This window comes from Pseudomonas emilianonis (assembly GCF_023072625.1).
GTDB classification, from domain to species: Bacteria; Pseudomonadota; Gammaproteobacteria; order Pseudomonadales; family Pseudomonadaceae; genus Aquipseudomonas; species Aquipseudomonas paraveronii.
The window spans coordinates 1-1,484 of the sequence record NZ_JAKNRV010000640.1 but is presented as its reverse complement, the minus strand read 5'-3'; the positions used below and the strand labels follow the sequence as shown (position 1 = coordinate 1,484).

Below are 1,484 nucleotides of genomic sequence, written 5' to 3'. Positions count from 1 at the left end.
CACCGGCCGCCACCGCCTGCACCACGCCCAAGCCACGCAGCAAGGTCTGGGTGCCGGTGGGAGCGGCGTCTTTGACGGGGGTGTGGGCGGTTTCCTGCATATCGGGCCTATGTGGTGGTACGAAAACGAGCGGCATTATGGCAAATACCGAACCTCAATACAGTTGAGATCCAAATGTGGGATCTTCACATGGCATGCATTCAGCGCTGCTTCATGCGGTCGATGATGACCGCCAGCAACAGGATCGAGCCGCGGATCACGTACTGATAGAAGGTGTCGATGTTCTTCAGGTTCATCGCATTCTCGATGATCGCCAGAATCAGCACCCCGGCGATCACATGACGAATCATGCCGATGCCACCGCTGAGCGATACCCCGCCGAGTACGCAGGCGGAAATCACGGTGAGCTCAAAGCCCTGGCCGATCATCGGCTGGCCGGAGGTCATGCGCGACGCGAGGATCACCCCGGCCAATGCGCCGATCAACCCGTGTACGGCAAAGATGATGATCTTGGTGCGGTCGACATTCACCCCGGCGAGCAATGCCGCTTCCTGGTTGCCGCCGATGGCCATGGTGTTGCGCCCGTAGGTGGTGTAGTTGAGCAGCCAGCCGAAGAACACAAAGCACAGCACGGTAATGATGATCGGCACCGGCACGCCCAGCAGTTGGCCGTTGCCGAGCACGAAGAAGCGCTCGTCCATCACGCCGACCGCCTTGCCGTTGGAGAAGATGTAGGCCAGGCCGCGCACGATCTGCATGGTCGCCAAGGTGGCGATCAACGCATTGATGCGCAGCTTGGCGATGACGATGCCGTTGATCAGCCCCACCACCAGGCCCATGGCCAAGGCTGCCGACACGCCGAGCAGCACACTGTCGGTGTCACGAATCACGATCCCGGCCACCACGCCGGCGCAGGCGATCACCGAGCCTACCGACAAGTCGAAGTGCCCCGAGGCCAGGCAGAACAGCATGGTGCAGGCCGCAATGCCCACCGTGGAAATCGCCAGGCCCAGGCCGCGCATGTTCAGCGGCGAGAGAAAGTTATCGATAAACAGCGCGCTGAGCACAAAGATGCCCAACGCGGCGAGCAGCATCACCCAGTCATCGAGAAACTTGCGCTGGTTGAAACCCGGCCAGAAGCCTTTTGCAGTTTTTACCTGAGACATACCTGTGCCCTCGAATTCTTCAAGCCCGCATCCGCGGGAGTGCCAGTTGCAGCAGCCGTGCTTCATCCGCTTGTTCGCGGCTCAATTCACCGGTCAGGGCGCCTTCGCACAGCACCAGAATGCGGTCAGAAATCCCCATCACCTCCATCAGGTCGCTGGACACCACAATCACCGCGATACCACTGGCCGCCAGGTCATGGATGATCTGGTAGATCTCCGACTTGGCGCCGATGTCGATGCCCCGCGTCGGCTCGTCCAGCAGCAGCACCTTCATCGGCATCGACAGCCAGCGGCCAAGAATGGCCTTCTGCTGATTGC

The 1,484-nt window shown here is 60.7% G+C and carries 1 protein-coding gene and 2 pseudogenes; all 3 read right to left on the bottom strand.

Going from position 1 to position 1,484, the window contains the following annotated elements; all coding sequences use genetic code 11:
• A pseudogene (locus L9Z73_RS30380) lies at nt 1–100 on the bottom strand (IclR family transcriptional regulator); the annotation flags it as partial.
• Nucleotides 101–200: 100 nt separating this feature from the next.
• A complete protein-coding gene (gene araH / locus L9Z73_RS30375; RefSeq protein WP_247408657.1) occupies nt 201–1,166 on the bottom strand; it encodes an L-arabinose ABC transporter permease AraH in 966 nt (321 codons plus the stop codon).
• A gap of 19 nt (nt 1,167–1,185) precedes the next feature.
• Nucleotides 1,186–1,484 (bottom strand): annotated as a pseudogene (araG, locus tag L9Z73_RS30370) (L-arabinose ABC transporter ATP-binding protein AraG); the annotation flags it as partial.